Origin of the sequence: Palleronia sediminis, assembly GCF_004358695.1 — a bacterium.
Classification (GTDB): Bacteria; Pseudomonadota; Alphaproteobacteria; order Rhodobacterales; family Rhodobacteraceae; genus Palleronia; species Palleronia sediminis.
Map to the genome: position 1 here is coordinate 19,565 of NZ_SNAA01000012.1, position 25,342 is coordinate 44,906.

Genomic DNA, 25,342 nt, shown 5'->3' on the forward strand with positions numbered 1-25,342 from the left:
GTCGGGATTTGACACGCGATTAATCCAGATACTCTCGGCCATGGCGGGTCTGGCGGTGATCGTGGGAGTCGTCGGTATAGGCGTCAACCGCTATCTGGTGCGCAACCACACCGAAACGATCCGGGCCAGCCTGCCGGCCATCGAGCTTGCCAGCGGGATCGGCGCCTCGGCCGAGGTGATCGGCAGCCTCGCGCAGGCCTTTGCGCAGGCCGATACGCCCGAGGATCTCGACGCCATCGCCGCCGCGCTCGACCGGGCGGTGACGCGGATCGAGCGGGGGGCCGCCACGCTGGGCGACCTGGCGCCGCAACAGACCCTGCCGCCCCCCGCCCCCGCGCCGCTGTCGCTGGTCGAGCGGATGACGGAGAACGCCCGCGCCGCGTTGCGCCTCGGCCAGACCATCGCGACCGAAAGCGACCGGCTGGACCGCGCGGGCGCGTCGCTGACGGCGCTGGTCGCCGGGCAGACCGACCTTGCCCGGCTGCGCATCACCGCGGGCATCGCCGGCCTCGGGGCGGGCGACGCCCCGGATCGCGGCGCGGCGCTGGACCGCCTCGCCGACGATTACCTCTTTGCCTTTGAACGGGTGGCCGAGCTCGCCCGAACGGTCGAGACGCTGCGCCTTGCGGCCGAACGGGTTCCCGGCCTGACCGACCCCGAGGCGGTGGCCACGGCCCGCGCCGACATGGCCGACCGTATCGCGCTTGCCGAACGGCGCGCCGGGTTCCTGCCCTCGGCCCGCGCGCGCGACGAGACGGCGGTGCTGCTGTCCCCTTTCCGCGAGGCGGTGGCACCGGGCGGGCTGGCCGACCTGCGCCGCGACGAACTGGCCCGGCGGGCGGCGGTCGCGGCCGACAGCGCCCTGTTGCAGGAGGCGATCCGTGGGCTTTCGGACCGCGCCCGCGACATTCGCGACACGGTGCAGGCCGCGGGGCTCGGCCGCATCGCCGCGGCGCAGGACCGCGCGCGCCTTTTGTCGACGGCGCTGCTGGTCGCGGTTGCACTTTCCGTGATGGCGGGGGCGTTGCTCTGGCTCTATGCGCGGCGGCGGCTGGTCGCGCGGCTCGCCGATGTGTCCGAGCGCATCGTCGCCGTAGCGGGCGGCACCTATGACGCCCCCATGCCCATCAGCGGCCATGACGAGATCGGGCGCATGGAAAAGGCGCTCAACATCCTGCGCCGCCGCGCGCGCGACGCCGACCGGCTGCGCGCCAACCTCGAAGAGGCCGTGCGCGCGCGAACCGGCGACGTGGTGGCCGAGATGCGCGCCTCGGACGTCGCCCGCGCCGAGGCCGAGGCCGCCGATCGCAGCAAAACCGAGTTCCTCGCCCGGATGAGCCACGAGATCCGCACGCCGCTGAACGGGATCATCGGGATGCTGGGCCTTCTGCGCGACGAGATGCAGGACGACGACCGGCTGGAACGGGTGCGCACGGCGCATCGCTCGGCGCGGGATCTGCTCGAGATCACGAACGACATCCTCGATTACGCGGGCGCGCAGGACCGCGCCAATTCCGGCACGCCCGTGCATTTCCTGCTGCGCAACTTTGTCGGTCAGCTCGGCCACCAGTTGCAATCGCTGGCCGCGCCCAAGGGGCTCGAGACGGTGATCGACCTGTCGGAAACCGCGCCGCCCGTCCTGTTCGGCGACGTGGTCAAGCTGCGCCAGATCGTCGGGAACCTGATCTCCAACGCCGTGAAATACACGCCGCGGGGCACGGTGTCGCTGTTGGTCGACCACTCCACCCTGCCCGAGACGGGCCAGCCCGTTCTGGGGTTCACCGTCGCCGATACCGGGATCGGCATGACCCGCGCCGCGGTGGGCCGTGCCTTCGACGCCTATGCGCGCGCCAGCGGGGCACGGCGCGACGGGATCGAGGGGCTGGGGCTGGGGCTCGCCATTTCGCGCAGCCTCACCGAGGCGCTGGGTGGCGCGCTGACGGTCGAAAGCGAGCCGGGCGTGGGCAGCCGGTTCACGCTGACCGTGCCGCTCGAGTTCGGCGATGCCGCGCTTGTTCCCGGCGAGGATGACGCGACCCCCGCGCCCGGCCCCGAACGCCGGGTGCTGGTCATCGACGATCACGCCGTCAACCGCATGGTGGCGCGCGGCTATCTCGAGCGGATGGGATGCCGCGTCGCCGAGGCCGCCAGCGGAACGGCGGGGCTGGTGGCGGCAAGGGACGGGGCGTTCGACCTCGCGCTGATCGACCTCGACCTGCCCGACATGCCCGGCGCGACGGTCGCCGCGCGCATCGCCGAGATGCCGCAAGGGCCTTTGCCGGTCGCGCTGACCGCCGCGCTGATCGAGGATACCGACGACAACCGGGCGCGGCTGGGCGTGGCGCGCATCCTCGGCAAGCCGATATCGCCGCGCGCGCTGCGCGAGGTGCTGGACCTGCCGGGGCCGGACACCGGCACCGATATGGCCGCCGGGGCGGACCCCGTGCTCGAGATGCTGCGCGGCGACCTTGCCGATCTCGGCCCCGAAGCCAGCGCCGCGATCCTGTACGAGTTCCTGGCCGACCTGCCCCGCGCGGTCGAGACGATCCGCACCGCCCCGCCCGAGCAGCGGCGCAAGGCCGCGCACCGGCTCAAGGGGGCGGCATCGAATTTCGGGCTCGACGCGCTTTGCGCGGAACTCGCCGCGATCGAAAGGGGCGAGGCAGGCGCGTCGCCCGACCGCGTGGCCGGGCTCGCGCAGCAGGCCACCCAGCGGCTCGAACGGGCGGCGGCCGAGATCGGGATTCAGCCCTCGCCGGGATCGACGAAGCGATAGCCGAGACCGTGTTCCGTCAGGATCCATTCGGGCGACGTCGGGTCGCGCTCGACCTTCTTGCGGAGCCGTCCCACCACCACGTCGATCATCCGGTTATTGGGGCGCAGCGTTCCGCGGCCGATCATCTCGGCGATCCGCGCCCGGCTCAGCGTCTGGCCCGGATGGTCGGCCAGCGCCGACAGCACGTCGAACTCCTGCCGGGTAAGGGTCTCGATCCGCGCGGCCGACACCAACCGGTGACGTATCCGGTCGAAACGCCACGGCCCGAAGGTGTCGACCGCCGGCGCGCCCTGCGGGGCCTGGCCGATATCCGCGATCCGGGCGAGCAGGTTCTTGACCCGCGCGGCCAGTTCGCGCTTGTCGAAGGGTTTGGTGACGTAGTCGTCGGCCCCCATCTCGAGCCCGACGATCCGGTCGATCTGGTCGTCGCGCGCGGTCAGCAGGATGATGCCCACGCGCGACGCGGCGCGCTGTTCGCGGGTGATGGTCAGACCGTCCTTGCCGTCGAGATTGATGTCGACCAGCAAAAGCTCGGGCGGGTCCGCGTCGATCACGGCCTGCATGTCCTCGGCATCCTCGGTCTCGGTCACGCGGTAGCCCTGTTCGCGCAGGTAGGCGGCAAGCCGCATCCGCGTGGTGCGGTCATCCTCGACGATGACGATATGATGACGGGCCATTCCGTCTTTTACATCCCGTTACATCATCGAACAAGCCGAGTTGCGGCAGATCAAACCTCGCGGGGGGCCGTTTCCCTATGTTTCGGGCAACGACGTCATACCCGGAGGTTGATATGTCCTTTCAGAACCCTTCCCGCCGCGCCTTCCTGCAGGGCGGAGCCGCCGCTTTCGGCGCCACGAGCCTGATGGGCAGCACCGCGCTTGCCGCGCTCGATCCCAACTCGTTCAGCGAGGGGCGCATCTTTCACGCGACGCATTTCGGCCCGTTCGAGGCAGTGGTCCGCGACGGCGAGCTGGTGAACATCAACGCGATCCCCGAGCTCGACGCCAAGCCGACCGAGATGCTGATGTATGGCGTCAAGGACCGGACCTATGACAAGTCGCGCATCAACTATCCGATGGTGCGCAAGTCCTATCTCGAGAACTGGGAATCGGGCGATATCAAGCCCGAGCTGCGCGGCAAGGAGCCTTATGTCCGCGTCGACTGGGACACGGCCTTCGGTCTGACGGCCAAGGCGCTGCTCGACACCGCGTCGAACCATGGCAACGAGGCGATCTTTTCCTCGTCCTATGGCGGCTGGGCCAATGCCGGCAACTTCCGCCCCAACGTGATGCAGGGCCGTCTGATGAACCTCATCGGCGGCTGCACCAACACGCAGGGCGACTGGTCGGCGGGTGCGAGCCAGATCTGCCTGCCGCGCGTCATCGGCGACATGGAAGTCTATTCCGCCCAGACCGCCTGGGAGGTCATCCGCGACAACACCGAGCTGTTCGTGCTGGTGGGCTGCGACCCGGTCAAGAACAACCGCATCGAATATACCGTCGCCGACCACCAGATGACCGGCCCCTGGGCGCAGATCCGCGACAACGGCACCAGGTTCATCTCGATCAACCCGCAGCGGACGGCGTCGGATGAATACCTCGATGCCGACTGGATCCAGATCGTCCCGAACACCGACGTCGCCCTGTTCACGGCGATGGCGTGGCACGTCCTCGATAAGGGGATGGAGGATCGCGAATACCTCGCGAAATACACCGTCGGTTCCGACAAGTGGATCGAATACGTCCAGGGCGCGCGCGACGACACGCCCAAGACCCCCGAATGGGCCGAAAAGATCACCGGCATCCCCGCCGACAAGATCCGCGAACTGGCCGAGATGATGGCCACCAAGCGCACCGAGATCGCGGGCGCATGGTCGCTGCAACGCGCCCAGCACGGCGAGATGACCCATTGGGCCATCGTCAACTTCTCGGCGCTGTGCGGCCATATCGGCAAGCCCGGCCAGGGCGTCGGGTTCTCGTGGCACTACGGCTCGGGCGGGATGCCGCAATCGGGCAAGTCCACGCCCACGGGCCTGTCGCAGGGGCGCAACTGGGTCAAGGGCATCTGCCCCGCGAGCCGCATCACCGAGATGCTCGAGCAGCCCGGCCAGGATTTCATCTATAACGGCATGACGGGCACCTACCCGGACGTGAAGATGATCTTCAACGCCGGCAATAACTTCATGAGCCACCAACAGGACACCAACCGCCTGATCCGGGCGCTGGAAAAGGTCGAGACCATCGTCAGCGTCGACGTCTGGTGGACGGCCGCGACCCGCTGGGCAGACATCGTGCTGCCCGCCTGCTCGACGCTCGAGCGTGACGACATCAGCGTCGGCGGCACCTATTCCAACGACAAGATCTACGCGATGAAGAAGGTGATCGAGCCCGTCGGCGAAAGCATGTCGGACTATCACATCTTTGAAGGGCTGGCCGACAAGATGGGCCTGTGGACGCAGTTCACCGACGCGCTGGATCTCATGGACCATATCCGGGCGGCCTACGAGCGTTCGGCCGCGGCCGAGCATACCCCCTTCGAGGAGTTCTGGGAAAAGGGCTATGCCCGCCAGGACGTCCCCGAGGAGGCCCGGAGCTGGGTGCGCCACGGCGATTTCTACACCGATCCCGAGGCCAATCCGCTGCACACGACCTCGGGCAAGATCGAGATGTTCTGCGAGGAAATCGAGCTGATGGGGATCGACGACTGCCCCGGCATGCCGCAATGGATGGAAAAGCACGAATATCTCGGCAATGCGCGCGAAGGCCAGCTTCACGTCGTCAGCCCGCACCCGTGGTACCGTCTGCACAGCCAGATGGACCAGTCCGAGACCTTGCGCAGCCTCTACAAGATCCAGGGCCGGGAACCGGCGCGGATCAACCGCCAGGATGCCGAGGCGCGCGGGATCGCGGATGGCGACCTGATCGAGCTCTATAACGAGCGCGGCACGATCATCGTCGGCGCGATCCTGTCCGACGACATCATGCCGGGCGTGGTCTCGGTCTACGAGGGCGGCTGGCCGTCGCTCGACAGCAAGGGGCGCTGCAACTCGGGTCTGGTCAACTTCCTGACCTCGACGCAGCGGTCCTCGGGGCTGAGCCAGGCCACCACGGCCAACACGGTGCTGTGCGAGATGCGCAAATGCGAGGATCCCGAGGGGCCGAACATGGCCTACGAGCCGCCCGCGATCATCGAGGATTTCGAGCTGGCCGCGATCGACGAGGACAAGCTGGGGCTCGACCGGGTCTATGACATCACCGAGTCGCTGCTCGCGGATGCGACCGAGGGTGAAAAGATCTTCTACGAGCGCTGCACCGTCTGCCACGGCCCGCGCGAAGTCTCGCACTTCACCCAGAACCAGTGGAAGGGCATCACCCCCTCGATGTTCCCCCGTGCCGGTCTCGACGAGAACGAGGCCGCGCTGGTCATGGACTTCCTGATGGAGAACGCATCGGACGCCCCGATGTGAGCCCGCAGGGGGGCGGCCGGACGATCCGGCCGCCCCTTTCCTCTTTCCCAGACCCCTGTTTGACCGGAGGCGACCATGGACGGCGCGAGTTTTCGGCCCGGATGCGATTGCGACGACCTCGCCCTGCATCACGCCCTGTTGAGCCATGAGGACGCGCGCAACCTCGCGCTCGGCCTGGTCCGACCGATGCGCGATATCGAGACGGTGCCGCTGCACGCGGCGCTCGGGCGCCATTGCACGACCGATATCCGCGCCCCCCATGCCATGCCGGCCTTCGACAATTCCGCGATGGACGGCTTTGCGCTGCGGCTGGCCGATCTCGACGGGCGGTGCTGCCTGCCCGTCGCGGGCTGCGTGGCCGCGGGCGATGCGCCCGGCACCCTTCCCCCGGACGCGGCGATGCGCATCTATACCGGCGCGCCGATCCCCGACGGGGCGGATTGCGTCGTGATGGTCGAGGCCTGCATCGACAAGGGCGACCGCGTCCATATCGACGCGGCCCCGACGCCCGGCGCGAATATCCGCCGCGCGGGCAGCGACCAGTCCAGCGGCGAGGTGCTGATCGCGGCGCATACGCGCATCCGACCCCATCACGTCGGCCTTTTGGCGGCGAACGGGCTGAACGCGATCGCCGTCACGCGCCGCCCCCGCGTGGCGGTATATTCGACCGGCGACGAACTGTCCGAGGGCGTCTGCCGCCCCGGCCATATTCCCGACGCCAACCGCCCCATGCTCTGCGCGCTGCTGGCCGAGGCCGGCGCCGAGGTCGAGGATCGCGGCATCCTGCCCGACGATCTCGACGCCACCGCCGCCGCATTCGCGGCCCTGGACGACCGGTTCGACCTCATCGTGACCAGCGGTGCCGTGTCGATGGGCGGCAAGGATCACGTCCGCGCGGCGCTGAGGGCGGCGGGCGGCGATCTCGACGGGTGGCGCGTCGCGCTGAAGCCCGGCAAGCCCGTGATGTTCGGCAGGCTCGGCACCGCCGCCTTTACGGGGCTGCCCGGCAATCCCTTTGCCGTTCACGTCGGCTTTCACCTCTTTGTCGCGGCGCAGCTTGCCCGCCTCGTTGGTGCGACGCCCGCCGATTTCGCGACCGATCCGGCCGTCGCCGGGTTCGACTGGACGCGCAAGCCCGGCCGGGCCGAGGTGTTTCCGGTACGCCGCACGGGCCACGACACCGCCGGCCGCCCCGTTCTGGAGCGTCTCGGCAAAAGCGTCTCGGCGACCTTGGCGCCTCTGGCCGCGGCCGACGGGCTGGCGATGGTGCCCGCCGCCACGCACCACGTCGCGCAGGGCGACACGATACATTGGCAACCCTTCTGCACCGCCGGAGTCGCATCATGACCGAACACGCCCCCCTTGCCGCGATCCGGTTCGAGACCGGCGATATCGACGGGCTTCTGGCCGGAATCGCGGCCACGCTGACGGGACACGGGCTCAGGGTCCGCGGCGTGCTGCAAAGCCGGGGCGCGGTGGGCGGCGAATGCCATTGCGCCGACATGGACCTCACGACGCTCGGCTCGGGCCGGTGTTTCCGCATCTCGCAACCGCTGGGCAACGGGTCGCGCGGCTGCCGCCTGCATCCCGGTGCGCTGGCCGAATGTTCGTCCTTTCTCGAGACCGAACTGCGCGCGGGCGCCGATCTGCTGATCCTCAACCGGTTCGGGCGCGGCGAAAGCGAGGGGCGCGGGTTCCGCGACCTGATCGGGACGGCGATCGGCCTCGGCGTGCCGGTCCTGACCTCGGTGCGGCCCACCTATGCCGAGGCATGGGCCGCGTTCGGCTGCGGCATTGCCTGCGATCTGCCGATGCGGCGCGACGCGGTGCTGGACTGGGCGCAGGCCACGTCGGGACTGCGCGACGCCGCCTGACCGCACCCCCGCGGGCGGTTGCCCAACCCGTCAAAGCGTTCCACAACCGGGCCGGACGACAAGCCCCTCCAAGCTGAAAGGCACGAAGATGAGCAAGGACCTTCCCGGCGCCGCCGGCGACCTGGCGCAACGCCACCCGACCCTCTGGGCCGCCTATTCCGATCTGGGCAAGGCCGCGGCCGAGGCGGGCGGGCTGACCGCGCGCGAGCGGCGGCTGGTCAAGCTGGCGCTGGCCATCGGCGCCGCCTCCGAAGGGGCGGTGCATTCGCACAGCCGCCGTGGCCTGTCCGAAGGCATCGACGCGGCCGATCTGCACCAGGTCGCGCTGCTGGCCATCGGGCCGCTTGGCCTGCCCAGCGCGGTCGCGGCCGGAACCTGGATCTCGGACGTCACCGACAAGGAATAACCGATCCGCCGCCCGCGCAGGACGCCCGCACGACCCGCCGCGCCTCGAGCTCGACCGTGCGGGGCCCGGCGGTCTCTTGGTCCAGCCATGCGACGCAGGCATCGACGATCCCCTCTATCGGCTGGCCGAAGGTGGTCAGCCGGTAGGCATCCCACCCGGCCTGCGGGATATCGTCGAACCCGATCACCCTCAGATCCTGTGGGATACGCAGCCCCCCCCGGTCGCGCGCCGCGTCGATGACGCCGCAGGCGATCAGATCGGTGGTGCAGAATATGCCGTCGGGCGGGGCCTGCCCGCCCAGCAGACGATCCCCGATCTCGCGCCCCGCGGCATAGGACGTGGCGCCCAGCGCCACCGCATCGGACGCGACCCCGGCGCGCCGGGCGGCGTCGCGAAACCCCTCGGCACGCAGGCGCAGGCTTGCCGTGGCCGAGCGCGAGGTCGCAACCGCCACCCGCCGGCACCCCGCATCCCGCAGCATGGCAAAAGCCCTTTCGCCGCAGTCGGTGTCGTTCAGCCGGATATGCAGCGCGTCGGGGAAATCGTCGTCGCGGTTGATGAGCACCAGCCGCAGCCCGTTTCGCGCGCAAAGCGTGGCGAGCGCGGGATCGGGGCGCCCCGAGAGCAGGATCGCCGCGTCGGTCCGGTACGAGATCGCCTGCCTCAGCGCGCGCTCGACCCCGTCGCCCGGCCCGTCGGTGTTGATGACCATGGCCACCTTTCCCGCGGCCTGGAGACCTTCGGTCAGGGCGGCGACCACGCCGGCGCGGAACGGGGTCTCGAGTTCGGACACGATCAGCGCGACGATTCCCGTCGATGTCCCGGTCAGGCCGCGCGCGAGGTGATTGACGTGATAGCCCAGCCGCTCGGCCGCCGCGAGGACGCGGGCGCGGGTCGCGGGCGCGACGCTGGCGCCGGGGGTAAAGGTCCGCGACACCGCGCTGCGCGAGACGCCGGCCTCTTCGGCGACATGCCGGGCGCTGACCGCCGGGCGGGGCGGATCGGTGTCGTGTCTGGTCGTCATTCCGTCCCCGTGGATAGCCAGCCCGAGATTGGGCACATCCTTTATCTTGACAGGTCGCGCGAGTTTGGGAACCCTGTTGCACATGTGTGCAACGTTGCGATTGCGCCACCAGGGAGGATACCATGAACAGAACGCTCGTCTTGCTGCTGGGCAGCTCGGCCTTGGCCGCCACCGCCGGCGCCGCCGCCGCGCAGGAGCTGAACCTGATCTGCTCGGCCGACCAGGCCATCTGCGAACGGCTCGTGTCCGAGTTCGAGGCCGATCACGATATCGACGTGAACATGGTGCGCCTGTCCTCGGGCGAGGCCTATGCCAAGGTCCGCGCCGAGGCCCGCAACCCGCAGACCGACCTGTGGTGGGGCGGCACCGGCGATCCGCACCTTCAGGCGGCCGCCGACGACCTGACGATGGAATACCGCTCGCCCATGATGGAAGAGCTTCAGCCCTGGGCGCTGGAGCAGGCCGAGACCTCGGGCTATCGCACCATCGGCGTCTATTCCGGCGCGCTGGGATGGGGCTACAACACCGAGATCCTGTCGGAAAAGGGCATCGAGCCGCCGAAATGCTGGGCCGACCTGCTCGACCCCGCGCTCGAGGGCGAGATCCAGATCGCCGATCCGAACTCGTCGGGCACGGCCTATACCGCGCTCGCCACGCTGGTTCAGCTCATGGGCGAGGACGAGGCCTTCGACTTCCAGAAGAAACTCGACGCCAATGTGAGCCAGTACACAAAGTCGGGCTCGGCCCCTGTCAAGGCGGCGGCGCGCGGCGAGACGGGCGTCGGCATCGTGTTCATGCACGACGCGGTGGCCCAGGCCGAAGAGGGCTTTCCGGTCGAGGTCGTCGCCCCCTGCGAGGGGACCGGCTACGAGATCGGATCGATGTCGATGATCGCGGGCGCCCAGAACGAAGAGGCGGCCAAGACGTTCTATGACTGGGTGCTCGGGGCCGAGATCCAGTCGATGATGCCCGAGGCCGGATCCTACCAGATCCCGTCCAACAAGAACGCCAAGGCCCCCGAGGCCGCGCCCGACCTGAGCGAGGTCAAGCTGATCGACTACGACTTTGCCGAGTACGGCAGCACCGAGCGCCGTTCGGAGCTCTTGTCGCGCTGGGATGCCGAGGTCGGCGGCGTCGGCAACTGAGCGCGTGCGCGGTCCGGCCGTCGTGCCGGGCCGCGCCTGCCGCGGCGGCGCGTTCCGCCGCGTCTTTTCCGAAAGGCCCTGACACATGACCCGTGACAACAGGCGGCTCGACCTACTTCTGGTCGCGGCCCTCGTCTTTTTCGCCCTGCTCCCGTGGTATCACATCCGCAGCGGGTTCTACGGCTTCGACTGGGTCGCGGACTGGGCCGGGGATGCGCGGCTGTGGCCGGGCATCGCGCAGATCACGCGCTGGTGGCTCTTGCCGGTGCCGCTACTGTTGCTGGGCGCGCTGGCGCTGCGTCTCCTGCGGCCCGCGGGGCGCGAACGCGGCGGGTTGCTGGCCCTGATCGGCGCGCTGGGCCTGGCGTGGATGACGCTCGAGGGGCTGTCGATCGGGTTGCGGGGCTGGAACTGGTCGGGCTGGCTGGTGCTGTTCTCGCCGGTCGAGGGGCAACCGGCCTTCGGCGCCGGGGCGGTGGGCGTCGGGCTCTGCTTTGCGGGGCTGATCGCCTTCGGACTGGCCGAGCGGGGCGCGCTCAAGGGCGATGCCTTCGTTCTGGGCGCGATCACGCTGCTGGTGCTGCTGGTCACGGTGTTCGTCCTCTATCCGCTGGCCTCAATGTTCGCCGGCGCGTTCCAAGACTTTCGCGGCGCCTTCACCACCGAGGGCGTGCGCAACAACATCGCCGATCCGCAGATCTGGAGCCTGCGCTGCCTCAACGGCACGGGGGGCTGCGGGGTCGCGTGGCGGACGCTGCTGCTGGCACTCTGCACCGCGACGGGCACCACCGCGCTGGGCCTTGCCTTTGCGCTGGTGGCCACGCGAACGGCGATGCCCTTCAAGAAGGGGCTGCGGCTGCTGACCGTCCTGCCCATCATCACGCCGCCCTTCGTCATCGGGCTGTCGCTGATCCTGATGTTCGGGCGTGCCGGCTTTGTCACCGAGTTCATCCAGGACGTGACCGGGATCGAGCTGGGGCGCTGGCTCTACGGGCTGACGGGAATCTGGATCGCCCAGATGCTGAGCTTCACGCCCATCGCGTTCCTGATCCTGATCGGGGTCGTCGAAGGCGTCAGCCCCTCGATGGAGGAGGCGAGCCAGACCATGCGCGCCGGACGCTGGCGGACCTTTCGCGAGGTGTCGCTGCCGCTGATGGCGCCGGGGCTGGCGAACGCGTTTCTCATCGGCTTCATCGAATCCATGGCCGATTTCGGCAATCCGCTCGTGCTGGGCGGATCGGGGGGCGTGCTCTCGACCGAGATCTTCTTTGCCGTCGTCGGCGCCCAGCACGATCCGGCGCGGGCCGCGGTGCTGGCCACGGTTCTGCTGGGCTTTACCCTGTCGGCGTTTCTCGCGCAGCGGCTCTGGCTGGGGCGGCGCAACTTCGCCACCCTGTCAGGCAAGGGCGATGGCGGGCGGCATGCGAAACTGCCGACGCGGGTCGCGGTGCCGGTGATCGCCATCGTCGCGGCATGGTCGGTCTTCACGATCTTCGTCTATGGCATGATCATGTTCGGCGGCTTCGTGCAGACCTGGGGGCTCGACCATTCGCTGACATTCGACCACTACGCCCGCGCCTTTTCGGTGTCTTTCGCGGGCGGGCTGGCCTGGACCGGCGTGGCCTGGAACAGCTTCTGGACGACGATGCAGATCGCGCTGCTCGCCGCGCCGCTGACCGCCGCCGTCGGGCTGCTGACCGCGTGGCTCATCGTGCGCCAGAACTTCCCCGGCCGCACGGTGTTCGAGTTCGCCCTGATGCTGAGTTTCGCGATCCCCGGAACGGTCATCGGCATCAGCTATATCGCGGCATTCAACCTGCCGCCGATCCAGATGACCGGCACGGCGCTGATCCTGATCTTCTGCTTTGTCTTCCGCAACATGCCGGTCGGCGTGCGCGGCGGGGTGGCCGCGATGTCGCAGCTCGACAAGTCGCTCGACGAGGCGTCGCTGACGCTGGGCGCATCCAGCCCGCGGACGCTGTTCCGCGTGATCCTGCCGCTGCTGCGGCCCGCGATCCTCGCCGCGCTGGTCTATTCCTTCGTGCGTGCGATCACGTCGATCTCGGCGGTGATCTTTCTGGTCAGCGCGAAATACAACATGGCCACCGCCTATATCGTGGGGCTGGTCGAGAACGGCGAATACGGCGTCGCCATCGCCTATTCGTCGGTGCTCATCGTGGTGATGCTCGGGGTGATCGGGGTCTTTCAGCTTCTCGTGGGCGAGCGCCGCCTGCGCCGGGGCGAGACCGGCGGCGCCGGAACGCGGGGCGCGCGCCGGGCGGCGACGCGCAGAACACAGGAGGTGCCGGCATGACCGACGCCAGACGCGGCGCGGTGTCCTTTCGGGGCGTCGTCAAGACATTCGGATCGTTCACGGCCATTCCGGGCCTCGATCTCGAGATCGAGCCGGGCGAGCTGGTCACGCTGCTCGGCCCCTCGGGCTGCGGCAAGACCACGACGCTCAGGATGCTGGCGGGGCTGGAAACCCCGACCTCGGGTGAGATCGCCATCGGCGGCACCGAGGTCACGCGCCTGCCCGCCAACCGGCGCGACGTGTCGATGGTGTTCCAGTCCTACGCGCTGTTTCCGCATATGAGCGTCGCGCGCAACGTGGCCTACGGTCTGGAATCGGGCGGCATGAAACCCCGCGAGGCGCGGGCCGCCGCCATCGAGGGGCTCAACCTTGTCGGCCTGACCGGGATGGCCGACCGCCTGCCCTCGGAACTGTCGGGTGGCCAGCAGCAGCGTGTCGCCGTCGCGCGCGCGCTCGTCCTCGAGCCGCAGGTTCTGCTGCTGGACGAGCCGTTGTCGAACCTCGACGCGCGGTTGCGCCGCCGCGTCCGCACCGAAATCCGCGACCTGCAACAGCGGCTGGGCTTTACCGCCGTCTACGTGACCCACGACCAGGAAGAGGCGCTGGCCGTGTCCGACCGCATCGTGGTCATGCGCGAGGGGCGCATCGCCCAGCAGGGCAGCCCGCGCGAGCTTTACGAGGCACCCGCCTCCGAGTTCATCGCGGATTTCATCGGCGAGGCGAACGTCCTGCCCTGCGAGGTACTGTCGATCGAGGGCGGCGATGCCTCGGTCCGGGTGGGCGGCGCCACGCTGACCCTGCCCGCCCGCGATGCGGCCCCCGGCCCGGCCAAGCTGGCCGCGCGGGCCAATGCCATTCGCCTGACCCCCGGACCGGGGCCCCTTACCGGCCGGATCCTGTCCGCTGCCTATCTCGGAGATCACATGGAATACGAGGTCGAAACCGATCTGGGGACATTGTTCGTCGTCGCCCCCGAGGACGACAACGCCTTTGGGCAGGGCAGCGATGTCGCGCTTGCGTTCCGGGCCCGCGGATTGGCGTTGATCGCATGAGCGGGGAACTGGATATCGCGGCCCGCGCGGCCTTGGCCGAGGACGTGGCGCTGCGCGCCGGGGCCCTGGCCCACGACTATTTCAACCGGCGCGACACGCTGCACATCACGGCCAAACGCACGCTTCAGGACATGGTCAGCGAGGCCGATCAGGAGGTCGAGACCCTGATCCGCGAGGCGCTGACGCTGGGTTTCCCCGACGATGCCCAACTGGGCGAGGAACACGGGCTCGCCTCCGGCACCACGGGGCTGACCTGGGTGATCGACCCCATCGACGGCACCGCGCCGTTCCTGGCCGGTCTGCCCGGATGGTGCGTGTCGATCGGGGCCTGCGACGCGCAGGGGCCGGTAATCGGCGTGATCCATGCCCCCGTTCTGGGCGAGACCTTTGTTGCCGCGCGGGGACAGGGCGCCCGGCTGAACGGGGCGCCGATCCGCGTGACCGACCGGCTCGACCTGACCACCGGGCTGCTTGGCGTGGGCGCGAATGACCGCGTGTCGTCCGAGCGCGTGGGCGAGATGCTGGCCGCCCTCATGGCGGCGGGATCGAGCTGGACCCGCTACGGTTCGGGCGCGCTGATGCTGGCCTGGGTCGCGGCCGGGCGGCTCGTCGGTTATGTCGAGCCGCGGATGAGCGCATGGGACTGCATGGCAGCCTATTGCCTGATCCAGGAGGCGGGCGGCCGCGTCCTGTCCTTTCCGCAGGGCGAGGCGATGCTGCGCCCCGCCCCGGTGCTGGGCGCCGCGCCGCAAAGCTACGAGCAGGTTCGCGACCTGACCCGCCTGACCGACAGCGAAACATGGGGGCCGTGGTAGCGGCCTAACCCGCGAGCAGCCGCGCGGCCTCGTCCGGGGTGGGCATGGCCGCGACCGTGCCCACCCGCGACACCGTCACCGCCGCGGCCCGCGCCGCACAGGCGAGGTCCGCGGGGGACAACCGGCGGGCGCCCGCATGGGCCAGCGCGATGGCCTGGAACGTGTCGCCCGCGCCGGTCGGGTCGACCAGCTCTGCGCGGGTGGCGGGCACCGGCACGATCCCCGCGGCATCGCCCAAGAGCGCCCCGGCCGCGCCGAGCGTCAGCACCACCTGCCCGGTCCCGCGCGCCAGCAAGTCCCGCACGGCGGCCACCCCGCGCATCGCGGTGAAATACTCGGCCTCGCCATCGTTGAGAAACACCAGGTCGACGCGCCCCAGCAAACCGCCCTGCGCGGGATCGGCGGGCGACGGGTTCAGCACCGACCGCATCCCCCGCGCCCATGCGAGGTCGATCAGCGCGCCGGTCAGCCCGGCGGTCAGGTTGCCCTGAAGCACCAGCATGTCGCCTTTTGTCGCCGGGGCAAGCGCGCGGCCCAGATGGTCGAGTGTCAGGCTCCGGCTGCAATCCACGGTGGTCAGGATCGTGTTCCCGCCCGCGGCATCGGTGACGACAATGGACAGGTCCGAGGCGACGCCGGGCAGGGTGACGAGCTCGGCCCGCAACGGCTCGGCCGTCAGGCGGCGGCGCATCCGGTCGGCCGCAAGGTCGTCGCCGATCCCCGCGACAAACGTGACGTCCATGCCCGCCCGCGCCATCATGATGGCCTGGTTCGCGCCCTTGCCGCCCAGATCGCTCGACCGTCGCGAGCCCAGAACCGATTCGCCCTCGACCGGCAGACGGTCGACCGCAAAGGTCTCGTCCATGGCGACGTTGCCAATCACGAAAACGCGCATCCGTCCGGCCCCCGTCCCGTGCCATTCTTCGGACCGGCGCGACGGAAAAATCCCGCAGCGCGCCAGCTTGCGACAGATTATTGTTGACAGATGGCCGCCCGACAAGCGTAAAACGGTTTACTAAAGCAGTTTATCGGTTCGGGGAGGGAACAGGTTGGCGAAGGCACGGCACAGCCTCAAGGATGTGGCCCGACGCGCCGAGGTATCGGCTGCGACGGTGTCGCGATTCCTCAACGGCTCGCTCGACCTGCCAGAAACGACCCGCACCCGGATCGAACGCGCCGTCCGCGATCTCGACTATCATCCCAACCCCCATGCCCGGCGGCTGAGCCTCGGGCGTTCCGACACCATCGCGCTGGTCATTCCCGATATCGCCAACCCGTTCTTCGCCCGGCTGGCCGCCGCGATGGAGTCGCATGCCGCGCAGCACGGCAAGATGATGACGCTGCAGGCGACGATGAACCGCTCGGATCGCGAGCTTGCCGCGCTCGAGATCGCGGCGACGAACCTCGTCGACGGTCTGGTCTTCATGACCAACCACATGCCCCCGCCCGAGGTCGCCCAGCGCATCAACCGTTTCTCGCGCGCGGTGCTCGTGGACGAGGACGTGCGCGGCGCGCGTATGCCCCGCCTGCTCTGCGACAACGAGATGGGCGGGTTCCTCGCCGGGGATCTTCTTTATCGCAACGGGCATCGCCGCATCGCCTATATCGGCGGGCGTGCCGATCTGCTGAGCACCGGCGCGCGCCTGAACGGGCTCAGCCGCGGCATGATGGGCATCGCGCCGGTCCGCAGCTATGGCGACGACCACGCCACAGCCTCGGGGCGCGACCTTGCGCGGCGGTTCCTGGATGAACGGCAGGACGAAACCGCGATCTTCGTCGGCTCGGACGAGCTGACCATCGGCGTGCTCGAAGTGTTTCGCGCGCGCGACATCCGCATCCCCGACGAGATCTCGATCGTCAGCTTCGACGACGTGCGGTCGCTGCACCTGATGACGCCCGCGATCACCGCGGTCGCCCAGCCGGTCGAGACCATCGGCCGGCGCGCGGTCGAGATCCTGCTCAAAGGCGACTGGGACGACAGCGCCTTCGGCACGACGACGGAACTCCTGCCGGTGACTCTGACCGAGCGCGGCTCGGTCCGGTTCATCGGCCAATAACAAGAGCAACAGACCCTCAACATGGAGAGAAAGAGAATGAAAACGACCCTTGGAAAGACCCTTCTGGCCGCAACCGCGATGGCCGGGCTGACCGGCACCGCCGCGCTGGCCGAGACCTTTGCGCTGGTGCAGATCAACCAGCAGGCGCTGTTCTTCAACCAGATGAACGAAGGCGCGCAGGCCGCGGCCGACGAGCTGGGCGACGAGCTGGTGATCTTCAACGCCAACAACGACCCCGCCGAGCAGAACAGCGCGGTCGAAACCTATATCCAGCAGGGCGTTGACGGCATCGCCGTTGTCGCCATCGACGTGAACGGGATCATGCCCGCGGTCCAGCAGGCCGTCGAGGCCGGCATCCCCGTCGTCGCCATCGACGCGGTCCTGCCCGATGGTCCGCACTCCTCGCAGGTCGGCGTCGACAATGCCGAGGCAGGCGCGATGATGGGCGAGTTCTTTCTCGACTACATGGCGTCCAACATGGATGGCGAGGCCAAGATCGGCGTCGTCGGCGCGCTGAACTCGGCGATCCAGAACGTGCGCCAGGCGGGTTTCGTCGACACGGTTTCGGGCGCCGATGGCGTCGAAATGGCAACCGTGGTCGACGGGCAGAACGTGCAGGATACCGCCCTTTCGGCGGCCGAGAACCTCATCACCGCGAACCCCGATCTCGACGCGATCTATGCCACCGGCGAGCCGGCGCTGCTGGGAGCGGTCGCGGCCGTCGAAAGCCAGGGCAAGCAGGACAGCATCAAGGTGTTCGGCTGGGATCTGACCGCGCAGGCCATCGCCGGGATCGACGCGGGCTTTGTCGCCGCGGTGATCCAGCAGGATCCGTCCCAGATGGGGGCCGAGGCCATCCGCGCGCTCAACACGCTGGCCGAGGGCGGCGAGATCGACGCGCAGATCGCCGTTCCCGTCACCATCGTCACGAGCGAGAACGTGGACGAGTTCCGGGGCATGTTCGAGTAATGGCTGCACCCGATCTCAGGACCGGGTCGGCGCCGGAGGGCCTTGCGCCCTCCGGCAACGCCGTGCCGCCGCGGATCTCGCTGCGCGGTATCCGCAAGAATTTCGGCTCGATCGAGGCGCTGCGCGGGGTCGATCTCGACGTGGCCCCCGGCGAATGCGTGGGCCTGATCGGCGACAATGCCGCCGGCAAGTCGACGCTGACCAAGATCATATCGGGCACCTACATTCCCGATGGCGGCACCATCGCGATCGACGGTGAACAGGTGCGGTTCACCAACCCCTCGGATGCCCGCGCCCGCCATATCGAGATGGTGTTCCAGGATCTCAGCCTGTGCGACCACATCGACGTCATGGGCAACCTGTTCCTCGGCCGCGAGGAAACGCGGTGGAGCTTTCTCAACAACGGCAAGATGCGCGAGCGCGCCCGCGAGATGCTGGACGATCTCGATATCCGCATCCCCAAGCTCGGCGCCAAGGTCGCGCAGCTTTCGGGCGGACAGCGGCAGGCCATCGCCATCGCCCGCGCAGCCTCGTTCGAGCCGCGCGTCCTCATCATGGACGAGCCCACATCGGCGCTGGCCGTCGCCGAGGTCGAGGCGGTGCTGCGGCTCATCAATCGGGTCAAGGCGCGCGGCGTTTCGGTCATCCTCATCACGCACCGCCTGCAGGACCTGTTCGAGGTCTGCGACAAGATCGCCGTGATGTACGAGGGCACCAAGGTGGCGGAACGCGATATCGGCACCACCAGCCTCGAGGATCTCGTCAAGCTGATCGTCGGCAAGGGAGAAGAGATTTGAGCGTCGCATATACCGAACGCGGGCAAGGCTCGCCCATCGCCGATTTCCTGACCGAGCATGCGCAGACCCTGTCCATCGCGGCCTTTTTCGCGCTGTGCGTGATCTTTTTCTCGCTCAGCACCGAGGTTTTCCTGACCTCGGGCAACCTGCTCAACATCCTGCGCCAGGCCGCGCCCATCCTGATCGTGGCCACCGCCATGACATTCGTCATCCTGACCGCCGGGATCGACCTGTCGGTGGGCAGCCAGGTCGCGCTGATCAACGCGGCCGCGGCGCTGACGCTGGCGATGGGGATTCCGTGGCCGCTGGTGGTGCTGGCCATGCTCGCGCTCGGCGCGATGATCGGGCTCGCCCAGGGCTGGTTCGTCGCCTACCAGGGCATCCCGGCCTTCATCGTGACGCTGGCGGGGCTGTCGATCCTGCGCGGAACGGCGCTTTACATGACCAAGGGCTATTCGATCCCGATCGTGGACGTGCCCGGATTCTTCTACCTCGGTCGCGGCACCATCGTCGGGATCCCGGTGCCGGCCATCGTCGCGCTGGTGATCGCGGGGATCGGCGGGTTCGTCCTGTCGCGCCAGATCTACGGCCGCCGCGTCATCGCCGTCGGCTCGAACCCCGAGGCGGCGCGGCGCGTCGGCATGCCCGCGCGCGGCACCATCGCGTCGGTCTACATGCTGACCGGCATCGCCTCGGCCATCGCGGGGCTGCTGATCGCCGCGCGGCTGGGATCGGGGTCGTCGAACGCCGCCGTCGGCTTCGAGCTTCAGGTGATCGCAGCCGTGGTGCTGGGCGGCACATCGCTTTTCGGCGGGCGCGGGTCGCTTCTGGGCACGGTGCTGGGCGCGCTGACCATCGCCGTGATCGGCAACGGGCTGATCCTGATGCATATCTCGCCATTCTTCACGCAGATCGTCACCGGCGCGATCATCCTCATCGCGATCTGGCTCAACACCCGGATCTTCACCGCAAACTTCTCGTTCCGCCGCAAGAGCTGAGCCGAGCGGCCAAAGGCAAGACAATGCAACCCATCTCAAGCAAGGACGCCTCGGCGATCCGCTCGATCTTTCATCGGCCCAAGGCGCTGATCGGCATGATCCACTGCCCGCCCTTTCCGGGCGCGCCCCGCTATCGCGGCGACAGCATGGCGATGATCCTCGATGCCTGCCTGCGCGATGCCGAGGCGCTGCTGACCAATGGAATCCACGGGCTCGTCGTCGAGAACCACGGCGACATCCCGTTCTCCAAGCCCGAGGATATCGGCCCCGAAACGACCGGATTTCTCGCCGTGGTGGCCGACCGCATCAAGCAACGCTTCGACGTGCCGCTGGGCATCAACGTGCTGGCCAACGCCCCGATCCCGGCGCTGGCCGCTGCCCGAGCGGCGGGGGCCGAGTTCATCCGCGTCAACCAATGGGCCAACGCCTATGTCGCGAACGAAGGCTTCATGGAGGGCCGCGCGGCCGAGGCGATGCGCTATCGCGCGGCCCTGCGCGCCGAGGATATCCGCATATTCGCGGACGCCCATGTGAAACACGGCAGCCACGCGATCACCGCCGACCGCTCGGTGACGGAACTCACGCGCGACCTGGCCTTTTTCGACGCCGACGCCGTCATCGCCACCGGCCAGCGCACGGGCGATTCGGCCACGCTGGACGAGATCGGCGAGGTCGCGCGGGCGACCGACCTGCCCGTTCTGGTCGGCTCGGGGGTGACGGCCGCGAACGTGGTCGACATCCTCGGGATCGCGGATGCGGTCATCGTCGCGTCCTCGCTGAAAGAGGGCGGCGTCTGGTGGAACCCGGTCGATCCGGCGCGGGTGCGCGCGTTCACCGAGGCCGCCCGCCCCGCCACCGAGGGTTGAGCGATGGCGATTTCGGACGACATACTCGCGCGCGCCGCCCCCGTGCTCGACCGGATGCTCGCCCACCGTTTTGTCGAGGATATCTGCGCCGACCGGCTGCCGCGCGACGTGTTCCACCGCTATCTCGCCTATGAGGGCGCGTTCGTGGAAACGGCCATCTCGATATTCGCCTATGCCACGGCCCGCGCCCCCGACATGGCCGCGCGGCGCTGGCTGATCGGGGTGCAATCGGCGCTGGCCGAAAGCCAGATCCCCTATTTTGAGGACCGGTTCGCCCAACTGGGAATCGCGCCCGACACCCCCCTGCCCCCGCAGGCGCGCGCCTTTGACAAACGGATGCTCGAGATCGCCGAACGGGGCAGCTTTGTCGATATCGTGACCGCGATGTTCGCCGCCGAATGGATGTACCTGGCCTGGAGCCGGCGCGCCCATGCCGGCCCGATAAGCGACCCGGACCTGCGCGCCTGGGTCGGGCTGCATGTCGACGATACCTTCGTCGCGCAGGCCGAATGGCTCAAATCCGCCATCGACACCCATGCCGACCCGGCCGACACGGCGCGCCTTGCCGCGATCTTTGTCGAAGTGACCGAGCTCGAGATCGCGTTCCACCACGCGCCCTATGCACCCTGCGACGAGGTTTCCGCATGACGACCTGGTTCCATGACGACGTGATGACCGTGCGCGGCCCGGTTCCGCTGGACGACCTGGGCCAGGTGCTGATGCACGAGCATATCCTCAACGATTGCCGCTGCTGGTGGCGCGGGCACGAGCCGGGATTCACCTCGCCCATCCGCGACGTGCCGGTGTCGCCCGACATGCTGTGGATGCTGCGGCAGGATCCTTTCGCCAATCTCGACAACTGCGCGCTGAGCGACGAGGCGGCCGCCGTGGCCGAGCTTGGGCTCTTTGCGGCCGAAGGCGGGCGCACGGTGGTCGACCCGACCTGTCGCGGGATCGGGCGCAACCCCGAGGCGCTGCGCCGGATCGCCGAGCAGACCGGCCTGCATATCGTCATGGGGGCGGGCTATTACCTCGAGGCGTCGCACCCCGCCCCCCTGGCGGGCATGGACGAGGACGCCATCGCCGCCGAGATCGAGACCGAGGCGCATGAGGGCGTCGATGGCACCGGGATCCGCATTGGCCTGATCGGCGAGATCGGCGTCTCGGCCGATTTCACCCCGGCCGAGCGCAAGGTGCTGCGCGGCGCCGCCCGCGCCGCCCGGCGCACCGGCCTGCCGCTGATGGTGCACCTGCCGGGGTGGGAGCGTCTGGCCCACGAGGTGCTCGACACGATCGAGGCCGAGGGCCAGCCGGCCGACCGCGTCATCCTGTGCCACATGAACCCCAGCTTCGACGATCCGCTCTACCAGAGAACGCTGGCGCGGCGCGGTGCGTTTCTCGAATACGACATGATGGGAATGGATTTCTGGTATGCCGACCAGCAGGTGCAATGCCCCTCGGACGCACAGACCTGCGCGGCCATCGCGGCGCTTGTCGCCGACGGGTTCGGCGACCGTATCCTGCTGTCGCAGGATGTGTTCATCAAGATGATGCTCACCCGGCATGGCGGCAACGGCTACGCCCACGTCTCGCGCCACGTCCTTCCCCGCCTCGCAAGGCTCGGCCTCGGCCCCGCCGACCTCAGGATGCTGATGCAGGACAACCCACGCCGCGCCCTGTCCCGCCGCGTGGTGGGCTGAGAAAGCGCCCGTGAGAAGGGACGCCCTGACCCGGGAGGGCGCGGGGCGGTTTGCGCAGGTCGGGACAATCGTGAATAGAGACGCGGCACGCAATCTACCTCAAGGAAACTCGCCCTCTTGTCTATTTTCGGATCCCATGGACGCGCAGCCGTGCATCTTGCCGCCCTCGCATACCGCCTTTCCGGGCATCTGCCGTCGCTTCGCGGCCTTGCCGCGTCGCTCGTCGGCGTTTTGATCGCGCCGGTCGCCCAGGCCCAACCGCTTCCCGATCTCGCTGGGCTTGCCGGGCACACCGTTTTCGGCGCGACCGTCGAAAGCCATGCGGTCTGGTCGGTTTACCTCGGACCCGACGGGCGCGCGCAGTTCACATATGCTAGCGGCGGTACGGCCGAGGCGACCTGGCGCGCAGCGGACCGGAACGTTCTGTGTTTTGCTTTCGATGACAGCGGCGAAGAGACCTGCAAGCGCGGCAGCGCCTATGGCATCGGGAGTGGCTGGTCCACCGTTTATCCGCAGTCTGACGGGCAATGGCACCCCTACCAGGAGGATCCGCACGGCTCTTCGCGCATCTTCGCGGCCTGGCCGGGCCGATACAGCCACGATCCCGCGTCTTTCACGGGCGATCTGCGCGAATCGTTTCCGGGGCGGGCCTACATAGACCTGCCGGGGCAAGGCATCTACGGGGTCGAGATACGCCCGGACGGGACCGGTGCAATATTGAACGACACCGGCCCGCGCAACACTGAGAGCGCCGAATACGGCGCGCGGCATATGTGTATCCATGGGGAATGCCTTGATCTGCAAATCTCGGACGGAAGATTGCAGTTGCTAAAGCGCGATGGCGACCGGTTCGAGGGGCATGTCCTCTATCTCGCTAAGGGGCGCTTCAGCCCGCCCGCGATACCGGACGAGCCCGCCGGCCACGCCAGCGCGTACGACGACGGCCCCGCGGTGATCTATCCTCGTGACGGGTCCACGCAGATCATACAACCGGTCGACTTCGACGCATGGGAACGCCCAGACGCGGTTCGTGTCGATTTCAAAGACGGATCTCCGCGGATCGGCGGGCGTGTTCTCGTCCCTGTCTTCCGGCCCGATCACGCAACGATCGTCGCCGTGACAAAAGGCTATGCGCTGATCCGGTTCGGCGGGCCGGATTTGCCGGAGAACTGCGTCGAGGCTTATCGCTGGCTCTGGGTAACGGGGCCGGATCATGGGCAGATGACTCCACCGTTCGGCACCTGTGCCGAAACCGCAAAGGTCGACGTGACCTGGCAAGGCGGGATCATTCTCGCAACGATCACGCCGGACTCGGGCGCGCCGGGCACGTTCCGTTATTTCCCCGGATCGAAAGACATGGGCGAGCCGCTGGACGTATCGCTCGTGTCCGGTGACGCGGCGGATATTCCGTGGATGGCCGAGGACGACTGGAAGGCGATCGAAGCGCGCGAAGCGGCCGAGCGTCGAGCCGCCGAAGAGGCCCGCGATGCCCTTGCGCGTAAGGAAGCCAAGGCTCGAGAGGAACGGCAGCGGGCCGCAAGGCTGGATGCTGCCCGTCGGACGGCCGAACCATTCGGTCGCATCGCCGGCGGCAACCTGTTCGACATACTCGCGGCAGACTCGGTTCGCGTAGCAATCGGAGAGAGTTCCGAAGGTGTTCTCTTGACCGAGTTCCTGCAGGAACAGTTCACTGAAGCCACGTTCTTGCCGGAAAACCGGCAAGCGGGGAGCACGTATATCGGTGCGGCCTGCGGGTCGGCCGGCTGTAAGGAATTGCGGCTGATTGCGATTTACGACGCCGAAACCGACGCGGTTTTCGGTATTTTGACGAGTGGAGCGACCAATCTCGCCATGTTCGGAGCGTTGGACTGGATCGACGGAAAGACGGTCGCGACCGGCCTCGACGCCGTTTCGAACGAGATACAGCGGGAAATGGCTTGGCAGAGCCGGGGTGAAAGATAGATCATGCACCGGACGGAATGCGCTGGCTCGGCCTGTAGCCCCGGTGCGGGGCACCGGGCGCCAAGCGGCGGCCCGCTTCAATCGGGCAGGCTGTCGACGGTGAGGTTTCCGTTGGTGTAGACGCAGATGCCGGCGGCGATCTCCATCGCGCGGCGGGCGATGGCCTCGGCGTCCATGTCGCTGTCGATCAGCGCGCGGCCGGCGGCGAGTGCATAGTTCCCGCCCGATCCGATGGCGGCGATGCCGTGTTCGGGTTCCAGCACGTCGCCCGCGCCGGTGACGACGTAAAGATCAACGCCGTCGCTCACGATCAGCATCGCCTCGAGCTTTTGCAGGTACTTGTCCGTCCGCCAGTCCTTGGCCAGCTCGACCGCGGCGCGCTGCAACTGGCCCGGCGACGCCTCGAGCTTGGCCTCGAGCCGTTCCAGCAGCGCAAAGGCATCGGCGGTCGATCCGGCAAAGCCCGCGATCACGTCCTGCCCGCCGGGCGACAGGCGGCGCACCTTGCGGGCGGTGCCCTTCATCACGGTCTGGCCCTGGCTCACCTGCCCGTCGCCTGCGATGACCACGCGGCCGCCCTTCCTGACGCCGATGATCGTGGTGCCGTGCCAGCCGGGGAAATCTCGTTCGGGCATGGTGCGTCTCCTGCTTAGCTCTCGCGCCATATGGAGGGCCGGGCGGGTCTTGCCAACCGCGCGGCGGGCCGATCCGCCCGGACCGGACACGAAAAAGGGCGCCCGAAGGCGCCCGTTTCCGGTCGATCGGCCGGGATCAGATCGAGTCCTTGATCCAGCTGTCGAGCGAGGCCTTGGGCGCGGCGCCGGTGCGGTTCGACACGACCTCGCCGTCCTTGAACAGGAACAGCGCGGGGATGCCGCGGATGCCCATCTGCGTCACCGCGTCGGGGTTCTCGTCGACGTTGAGCTTGGCGATCTTCACCTTGCCCGCATATTCCTCGGACAGTTCCTCGAGCGCGGGGCCGATCTGCTTGCACGGCCCGCACCATTCGGCCCAGAAATCCACCACGACGGGGATATCGGACTGCTTCACTTCCTGGTCGAACGTAGCATCTGTTACGGCGACGGTTGCCATGATCGTCTCCTTCTGGCGTCAGGCGGCGA

At 68.4% G+C, this 25,342-nt stretch carries 22 protein-coding genes; 17 read left to right on the top strand and 5 right to left on the bottom strand.

Annotation, left to right across the window (positions count from 1 at the left end; all coding sequences use genetic code 11):
* The first annotated feature begins 40 nt into the window (after positions 1-40).
* Positions 41-2,776, top strand: coding sequence for an ATP-binding protein (locus E2L08_RS11190; protein WP_240758208.1), 2,736 nt, complete (start codon positions 41-43; stop codon positions 2,774-2,776).
* On the opposite strand, the gene E2L08_RS11195 is transcribed toward E2L08_RS11190, so the two are convergent.
* Positions 2,746-3,453, bottom strand: a complete 708-nt coding sequence (locus E2L08_RS11195; RefSeq protein WP_133397174.1) for a response regulator — start codon at positions 3,451-3,453, stop codon at positions 2,746-2,748. The genes E2L08_RS11190 and E2L08_RS11195 overlap by 31 nt on opposite strands.
* A 113-nt stretch (positions 3,454-3,566) precedes the next feature.
* Between E2L08_RS11195 and E2L08_RS11200 the strand changes: the two genes are divergently transcribed.
* The 4 genes from E2L08_RS11200 to E2L08_RS11215 all read left to right on the top strand — a co-directional run bounded on the left by E2L08_RS11200 (position 3,567) and on the right by E2L08_RS11215 (position 8,522).
* Entirely contained in the window at positions 3,567-6,242 is a 2,676-nt protein-coding gene (locus E2L08_RS11200) for a molybdopterin-dependent oxidoreductase (protein WP_133397175.1), read from the top strand.
* Positions 6,243-6,317: 75 nt separating this feature from the next.
* Positions 6,318-7,589 (top strand): molybdopterin molybdotransferase MoeA, encoded by a 1,272-nt coding sequence (locus E2L08_RS11205; protein ID WP_133397176.1) that lies wholly within the window; start codon positions 6,318-6,320, stop codon positions 7,587-7,589.
* Positions 7,586-8,116: a DUF2478 domain-containing protein gene (locus E2L08_RS11210; protein WP_133397177.1), complete on the top strand. Its 531-nt coding sequence runs from the start codon at positions 7,586-7,588 to the stop codon at positions 8,114-8,116. Before E2L08_RS11205 ends, E2L08_RS11210 begins: the two co-directional genes overlap by 4 nt.
* An 88-nt stretch (positions 8,117-8,204) precedes the next feature.
* A complete protein-coding gene (locus E2L08_RS11215; protein WP_133397178.1) occupies positions 8,205-8,522 on the top strand; it encodes a carboxymuconolactone decarboxylase family protein in 318 nt (105 codons plus the stop codon).
* On the opposite strand, the gene E2L08_RS11220 is transcribed toward E2L08_RS11215, so the two are convergent.
* On the bottom strand, positions 8,506-9,546 hold the full coding sequence (locus E2L08_RS11220; protein WP_133397179.1) for a LacI family DNA-binding transcriptional regulator: 1,041 nt from the start codon (positions 9,544-9,546) through the stop codon (positions 8,506-8,508). The two genes, E2L08_RS11215 and E2L08_RS11220, sit on opposite strands and share 17 nt — an antisense overlap.
* Positions 9,547-9,668: 122 nt before the next feature.
* On the opposite strand from E2L08_RS11220, the gene E2L08_RS11225 reads away from it, so the two are divergent.
* The 4 genes from E2L08_RS11225 (at position 9,669) to E2L08_RS11240 (ending at position 14,872) form a co-directional block, all read left to right on the top strand.
* Complete coding sequence (locus E2L08_RS11225; RefSeq protein WP_133397180.1) at positions 9,669-10,691, top strand: ABC transporter substrate-binding protein; 1,023 nt, start codon at positions 9,669-9,671, stop codon at positions 10,689-10,691.
* 85 nt (positions 10,692-10,776) lie between these two features.
* Positions 10,777-13,005: an ABC transporter permease gene (locus tag E2L08_RS11230; protein ID WP_133397181.1), complete on the top strand. Its 2,229-nt coding sequence runs from the start codon at positions 10,777-10,779 to the stop codon at positions 13,003-13,005.
* Entirely contained in the window at positions 13,002-14,057 is a 1,056-nt protein-coding gene (locus tag E2L08_RS11235; RefSeq protein ID WP_133397182.1) for an ABC transporter ATP-binding protein, read from the top strand. Before E2L08_RS11230 ends, E2L08_RS11235 begins: the two co-directional genes overlap by 4 nt.
* The gene (locus tag E2L08_RS11240) at positions 14,054-14,872 is read left to right on the top strand and encodes an inositol monophosphatase family protein (protein WP_133397183.1); all 819 of its coding nucleotides are present in this window, start codon (positions 14,054-14,056) and stop codon (positions 14,870-14,872) included. Before E2L08_RS11235 ends, E2L08_RS11240 begins: the two co-directional genes overlap by 4 nt.
* Positions 14,873-14,876: 4 nt before the next feature.
* Here E2L08_RS11240 and E2L08_RS11245 read toward each other — a convergent pair whose 3' ends face one another.
* Positions 14,877-15,755, bottom strand: coding sequence for a PfkB family carbohydrate kinase (locus E2L08_RS11245; protein ID WP_240758209.1), 879 nt, complete (start codon positions 15,753-15,755; stop codon positions 14,877-14,879).
* 166 nt (positions 15,756-15,921) lie between these two features.
* On the opposite strand from E2L08_RS11245, the gene E2L08_RS11250 reads away from it, so the two are divergent.
* The 8 genes from E2L08_RS11250 to E2L08_RS11285 all read left to right on the top strand — a co-directional run bounded on the left by E2L08_RS11250 (position 15,922) and on the right by E2L08_RS11285 (position 24,221).
* Entirely contained in the window at positions 15,922-16,929 is a 1,008-nt protein-coding gene (locus E2L08_RS11250) for a LacI family DNA-binding transcriptional regulator (protein ID WP_133397185.1), read from the top strand.
* Positions 16,930-16,965: 36 nt separating this feature from the next.
* Positions 16,966-17,898 carry an ABC transporter substrate-binding protein gene (locus E2L08_RS11255; protein WP_240758210.1) on the top strand — a complete coding sequence of 311 codons (933 nt, stop codon included), beginning with the start codon at positions 16,966-16,968 and terminating at the stop codon, positions 17,896-17,898.
* On the top strand, positions 17,898-18,695 hold the full coding sequence (locus E2L08_RS11260) for an ATP-binding cassette domain-containing protein (protein WP_133397187.1): 798 nt from the start codon (positions 17,898-17,900) through the stop codon (positions 18,693-18,695). Before E2L08_RS11255 ends, E2L08_RS11260 begins: the two co-directional genes overlap by 1 nt.
* Entirely contained in the window at positions 18,692-19,693 is a 1,002-nt protein-coding gene (locus tag E2L08_RS11265; protein ID WP_133397188.1) for an ABC transporter permease, read from the top strand. The genes E2L08_RS11260 and E2L08_RS11265 overlap by 4 nt, the downstream gene beginning before the upstream one ends.
* A 23-nt stretch (positions 19,694-19,716) precedes the next feature.
* Positions 19,717-20,559 (top strand): BtpA/SgcQ family protein, encoded by an 843-nt coding sequence (locus E2L08_RS11270; protein WP_133397189.1) that lies wholly within the window; start codon positions 19,717-19,719, stop codon positions 20,557-20,559.
* A gap of 3 nt (positions 20,560-20,562) precedes the next feature.
* On the top strand, positions 20,563-21,207 hold the full coding sequence (locus E2L08_RS11275; protein ID WP_133397190.1) for a TenA family protein: 645 nt from the start codon (positions 20,563-20,565) through the stop codon (positions 21,205-21,207).
* The gene (locus E2L08_RS11280; protein WP_206077003.1) at positions 21,204-22,259 is read left to right on the top strand and encodes a phosphotriesterase family protein; all 1,056 of its coding nucleotides are present in this window, start codon (positions 21,204-21,206) and stop codon (positions 22,257-22,259) included. Before E2L08_RS11275 ends, E2L08_RS11280 begins: the two co-directional genes overlap by 4 nt.
* A 150-nt stretch (positions 22,260-22,409) precedes the next feature.
* Complete coding sequence (locus E2L08_RS11285; RefSeq protein ID WP_133397191.1) at positions 22,410-24,221, top strand: hypothetical protein; 1,812 nt, start codon at positions 22,410-22,412, stop codon at positions 24,219-24,221.
* A 77-nt stretch (positions 24,222-24,298) separates the two neighbouring features.
* On the opposite strand, the gene hslV is transcribed toward E2L08_RS11285, so the two are convergent.
* Positions 24,299-24,856, bottom strand: a complete 558-nt coding sequence (gene hslV, locus E2L08_RS11290) for an ATP-dependent protease subunit HslV (RefSeq protein WP_133397192.1) — start codon at positions 24,854-24,856, stop codon at positions 24,299-24,301.
* Between the two features lie 136 nt (positions 24,857-24,992).
* A complete protein-coding gene (trxA, locus tag E2L08_RS11295) occupies positions 24,993-25,313 on the bottom strand; it encodes a thioredoxin (protein ID WP_133397193.1) in 321 nt (106 codons plus the stop codon).
* Positions 25,314-25,342: the final 29 nt, after the last annotated feature.

What these genes read in the sequence shown, in the direction of transcription:
- E2L08_RS11190 (WP_240758208.1), top strand. Translation starts at nt 41, where the DNA reads ATGGCGGGTCTGGCGGTGATCGTGGGAGTCGTCGGTATAGGCGTCAAC.
- E2L08_RS11195 (WP_133397174.1), bottom strand. Translation starts at nt 3,453, where the DNA reads ATGGCCCGTCATCATATCGTCATCGTCGAGGATGACCGCACCACGCGG.
- E2L08_RS11200 (WP_133397175.1), top strand. Translation starts at nt 3,567, where the DNA reads ATGTCCTTTCAGAACCCTTCCCGCCGCGCCTTCCTGCAGGGCGGAGCC.
- E2L08_RS11205 (WP_133397176.1), top strand. Translation starts at nt 6,318, where the DNA reads ATGGACGGCGCGAGTTTTCGGCCCGGATGCGATTGCGACGACCTCGCC.
- E2L08_RS11210 (WP_133397177.1), top strand. Translation starts at nt 7,586, where the DNA reads ATGACCGAACACGCCCCCCTTGCCGCGATCCGGTTCGAGACCGGCGAT.
- E2L08_RS11215 (WP_133397178.1), top strand. Translation starts at nt 8,205, where the DNA reads ATGAGCAAGGACCTTCCCGGCGCCGCCGGCGACCTGGCGCAACGCCAC.
- E2L08_RS11220 (WP_133397179.1), bottom strand. Translation starts at nt 9,546, where the DNA reads ATGACGACCAGACACGACACCGATCCGCCCCGCCCGGCGGTCAGCGCC.
- E2L08_RS11225 (WP_133397180.1), top strand. Translation starts at nt 9,669, where the DNA reads ATGAACAGAACGCTCGTCTTGCTGCTGGGCAGCTCGGCCTTGGCCGCC.
- E2L08_RS11230 (WP_133397181.1), top strand. Translation starts at nt 10,777, where the DNA reads ATGACCCGTGACAACAGGCGGCTCGACCTACTTCTGGTCGCGGCCCTC.
- E2L08_RS11235 (WP_133397182.1), top strand. Translation starts at nt 13,002, where the DNA reads ATGACCGACGCCAGACGCGGCGCGGTGTCCTTTCGGGGCGTCGTCAAG.
- E2L08_RS11240 (WP_133397183.1), top strand. Translation starts at nt 14,054, where the DNA reads ATGAGCGGGGAACTGGATATCGCGGCCCGCGCGGCCTTGGCCGAGGAC.
- E2L08_RS11255 (WP_240758210.1), top strand. Translation starts at nt 16,966, where the DNA reads ATGAAAACGACCCTTGGAAAGACCCTTCTGGCCGCAACCGCGATGGCC.
- E2L08_RS11260 (WP_133397187.1), top strand. Translation starts at nt 17,898, where the DNA reads ATGGCTGCACCCGATCTCAGGACCGGGTCGGCGCCGGAGGGCCTTGCG.
- E2L08_RS11270 (WP_133397189.1), top strand. Translation starts at nt 19,717, where the DNA reads ATGCAACCCATCTCAAGCAAGGACGCCTCGGCGATCCGCTCGATCTTT.
- E2L08_RS11275 (WP_133397190.1), top strand. Translation starts at nt 20,563, where the DNA reads ATGGCGATTTCGGACGACATACTCGCGCGCGCCGCCCCCGTGCTCGAC.
- E2L08_RS11280 (WP_206077003.1), top strand. Translation starts at nt 21,204, where the DNA reads ATGACGACCTGGTTCCATGACGACGTGATGACCGTGCGCGGCCCGGTT.
- hslV (WP_133397192.1), bottom strand. Translation starts at nt 24,856, where the DNA reads ATGCCCGAACGAGATTTCCCCGGCTGGCACGGCACCACGATCATCGGC.
- trxA (WP_133397193.1), bottom strand. Translation starts at nt 25,313, where the DNA reads ATGGCAACCGTCGCCGTAACAGATGCTACGTTCGACCAGGAAGTGAAG.